This is a genomic window from Xenorhabdus sp. NBAII XenSa04, assembly GCF_963866145.1.
Taxonomy (GTDB): Bacteria; Pseudomonadota; Gammaproteobacteria; order Enterobacterales; family Enterobacteriaceae; genus Xenorhabdus; species Xenorhabdus indica.
In genome coordinates this window covers 1-3,652 of the sequence record NZ_CAWMEB010000082.1, presented here as the reverse complement: position 1 = coordinate 3,652, position 3,652 = coordinate 1, and the positions used below count along the sequence as shown (strand labels likewise).

Genomic DNA, 3,652 nt, shown 5'->3' with positions numbered 1-3,652 from the left:
GGTTTAACAGAAACTCAGGAGCTGGCAAAAAATGCGGTGCCCAATAACCGAAAAATCAATGGGAAACCGCTTATGAATGATATCTCTCTAAGTGCGGGGGATGTACAGGCATTTTCCCAAACCAGACATATGACCAGGGTTCCTGATCAGTCATATATAGGGGCATTTTCATGTGGTCAGGAAGGAGAATGGGTAAAAGGTGTCAGTATCGGATTTAAAGGTGGTGATGTAGGGCAAATCTGGCTTGATTCCTCCGCTATATTGCATACCCGGTTTTTAAATACTAATGGTAATCATAAACAGCAATCTATCATTGGGTTTCCCATAGGTTCCCCTATTCCATGGCCAACTGATACACCTCCTATAGGTTGGCTAAAATGCAATGGTGCAAAATTTACTAAGTCAGAATATCCGAAATTAGCGGAGATATATCCATCTGGAGTATTACCAGATTTACGAGGTGAATTTATTCGTGGTTGGGATGATAGTCGAGGGATTGATATATCTCGTGATTTGTTGTCATGGCAAGATGCGACACAATTACCCAATATTTATATTTATGCGTATTCACCTACTCAGGGAAGTTTAGTAACGCCACCTATTAATAGTTACCCTAACAGATATCCAACAGATAATACAGCTGAGAATTTTGAATCTCCTACATATGGTAGTGGTCAATATTTTTCCACAACTAATAAATTAATCCCTACAGGCGCAGTTTCATTAGCTAATTTCAAAACGCGACCAAGGAATATAGCATTTAATTATATTTTAAGGGCTAAATAATGTTTAAAGCTAAATTAGATAAAAATAACATAGCAACTATTTCTGGAAAAGTAATTATTTTTAATTACGATGCTATAACTAGAGAATATTTAAATAGTAATATTGAATTTCTAGCTGTTGGAGTGGGTATCCCAGCCCATTCTTGTGTTGATAAACCACTGGGAAATAAACCTGGTTTTGTGGTTTGTCGTAACGAAAAACTAACAGACTGGGAATATTTATCAGATTATAGAGGAAAAACTGCTTACCACATCAAAACGCGACAAGAGTTTAACGTTACTGAAATAGGAGGATTATCTGATATTTTAACCTTTAAGAAACCTAATACTGAATTTGACAATTGGGATGGCTCTAAATGGGTTACGGATAAAATTTCTTTAAAAGAAAATCAAATTTCTGAAGCAGAAAAAGAACGAATAAATTTACGAAAAAAAGCGAATGATATTATTTTACCATTACAATATGCAATTGATACTGAATTAGCAACAAATGAAGAAAAATCATCTCTCATTAAGTGGAAAAAATATTTAGTGTTATTGAATAGAGTTGATCTATCTGTTGCTCCAGAAATTGAATGGCCGGAACAACCAAGGTAATATAATTAAAGGGGCATATGCCCCTAGTTATTTATTCTGAAAAATAATTTAATTAATATATTTTTTATGCAAATAAAACTTAATTAATCTTAATATAAAACTGATTTTTTTTGCCTTTTTTGTTTGATGAATTTTTTCAATTAAATGAAACCATTTTTTTACTGTAGACTCACGATTATATTCTTCGAATCTATTTCTTCCATTTAATACCATAGATAAATATAAATCAGGTTGATTTATTAATTTATCTACTTCATGAATAAATTGTTCTGGTGTTCTTGCTATTAAGTAATCTAATTCACTTTGCATTATAGCTCTCATAGAAGGCTCATCATCACAAATTAGAGGACAACCGGCACTCCATGCATTAATGAGCTTGCTAGCAGGTTTTCTTATAAGTTCTAAAGAGCTATTTTTTCTAAAACTTATAGCAATATCTATATTTGTATAATCTTCCCAATTTTTAGATGATTTTATAAATGTAATGTCTCTATCTTTTAGAGCTCTTATTAACGCTTCATCGGAAAAAAATTCAGGCAATGCATCTTCATGACCCAAAAAACCAATCGTTTTTACTTCATGACGATTTTTAGATCTAGGTTTCAATCCAGGCTGTGGCCAATGAGGTATGAAAATTTTTCCATTTTTGGCTTGTAATGAGTTTTGAACAACAATGCAATCAGCCCCAGATATTGAAGGTCTATCAGCTTGACAAACTATAGTAGTTCCTTTCCATGGTTTCATTTTAAAACTAAAATCGTCATAATGTAATAGATTTATAGCATCTGCACGAACTTCATTGGTTAGTGTAATATCCAAATAATCAGCATAATAATATTTTAGATTAATTAAAGTTTGAAGAACCCAACACGCTTTACCTTTGCGATAATATCTATCTTGAATTAAATCTGGATTTGTTTTTTTATTTATTATATTTTCAAAATCATAAGCATATTCTGATATAAACTTATGATTTAAAACGCCATTCACAATAATCTTACCCATTGCAAAACCATTTTATAAACTTAAATTTTAAAATATATTATCATATTATAAGTAAATAATCTATTTTATGTGATCTAAAGATCTATAAATCAGCAATAATTTAAATATTATACTAACTATCTATGTTCATAATCTGTTCGTAATCCTGAATAATTTACTTACCCAGGACTACCTTATAAAACATCAAGCAGCTTTAACTATATATAAAAAAGCAATATTACGAGGACGTGTTTCATTTCCACCAGTCGCTGCAGTATTTCCATTAGTATTTGTAGCCCCCCAACCACCTCGACCACCAGATTCTCTTTCAAATGCTCCAGTAAACACTCCAGAATGGGTATGGCTTTGTATACTACCTTCTTGAGAAGACAGTACCTTTCTTCCTGAATCAACATTACGTCCTACATCCAAACCACGAATAAACTCACCACGCAGATCAGGCAAAAAACCAGATGGATATGCTTTTGCTAATTGAGGATACTTAGCTTTATCAAAACTGTCACCATTGCAAATTAAATATCCTGGCGGTGCTTTATCTTGTGGCCACGGTAAAGGTACTCCAACAGGCACACTACCTAATGAATCTTTATCATCTTCTGTTAGTATTTTCTTTTTTCCTTGAAATTTTCCATCTTTATCAAAAGCATAGGTAGATATCCCAAATTTATCCCAATTACTTCCATATTCAAAAGAAATACCTCTAGCATGCTGTGGCCCATCCACAGAAGGATGGGCCACATGAATAGCTAACCCACCAAGATCATCTACCCCATTAGGCCTTAAAAAACCTGAAAGTCCTAAATGACGCGAACTAGGATCATCATAAAGATTGGCTGCTTTAGATAAAATATATCCTGATGTTTTAGTGTTCGTATTTAAATGAATAAAACGGTTATCGGATTCAGATTTTGTATAAACACCAATGATCGCAGCGGATGGCTTATACCCTTCATGATAGACCTGATGCCCTTTAACTCGGAGATTATCAGATTTCAGGCTCATCCATTCAGTGGTTCCCCCTCCAGAAAGACTATGCTGCCATTTGAAATATTCGTTACCATTATCGCCTGTTTTAAACCACATATAGGAGTCTGTATCACCATCACCGGTATTTTTAAAACCGATAGCAGCCATGTCCGTATTTCTACGCCAGGCTATCTCACTGTCAGTTGAAATCGTGATATCCCCGGTGACTTCTCCTCCGCTGCGAGGCAATGCCCCCTCCGCTTTGGTTTTGGCTTCTGTTAAACCGAGGTTTTTTACAA

Annotated in this window: 4 protein-coding genes; 2 read left to right on the top strand and 2 right to left on the bottom strand. The window is 34.1% G+C overall.

Features of this window, described 5'->3' with window-relative positions:
- A partial coding sequence (locus AAC147_RS04400) for a phage tail protein (protein WP_339955596.1) occupies positions 1-786 on the top strand: 786 nt, incomplete at its 5' end.
- A complete protein-coding gene (locus tag AAC147_RS04395) occupies positions 786-1,382 on the top strand; it encodes a tail fiber assembly protein (protein ID WP_047685759.1) in 597 nt (198 codons plus the stop codon). The genes AAC147_RS04400 and AAC147_RS04395, both read left to right, overlap by 1 nt.
- Before the next feature lie 48 nt (positions 1,383-1,430).
- On the opposite strand, the gene AAC147_RS04390 is transcribed toward AAC147_RS04395, so the two are convergent.
- Both AAC147_RS04390 and AAC147_RS04385 read right to left on the bottom strand, forming a co-directional pair.
- Positions 1,431-2,387 (bottom strand): glycosyltransferase, encoded by a 957-nt coding sequence (locus AAC147_RS04390; protein ID WP_047685757.1) that lies wholly within the window; start codon positions 2,385-2,387, stop codon positions 1,431-1,433.
- A gap of 183 nt (positions 2,388-2,570) precedes the next feature.
- On the bottom strand, positions 2,571-3,652 hold a 1,082-nt coding region (locus tag AAC147_RS04385; RefSeq protein WP_339955595.1), incomplete at its 5' end, for a phage tail protein.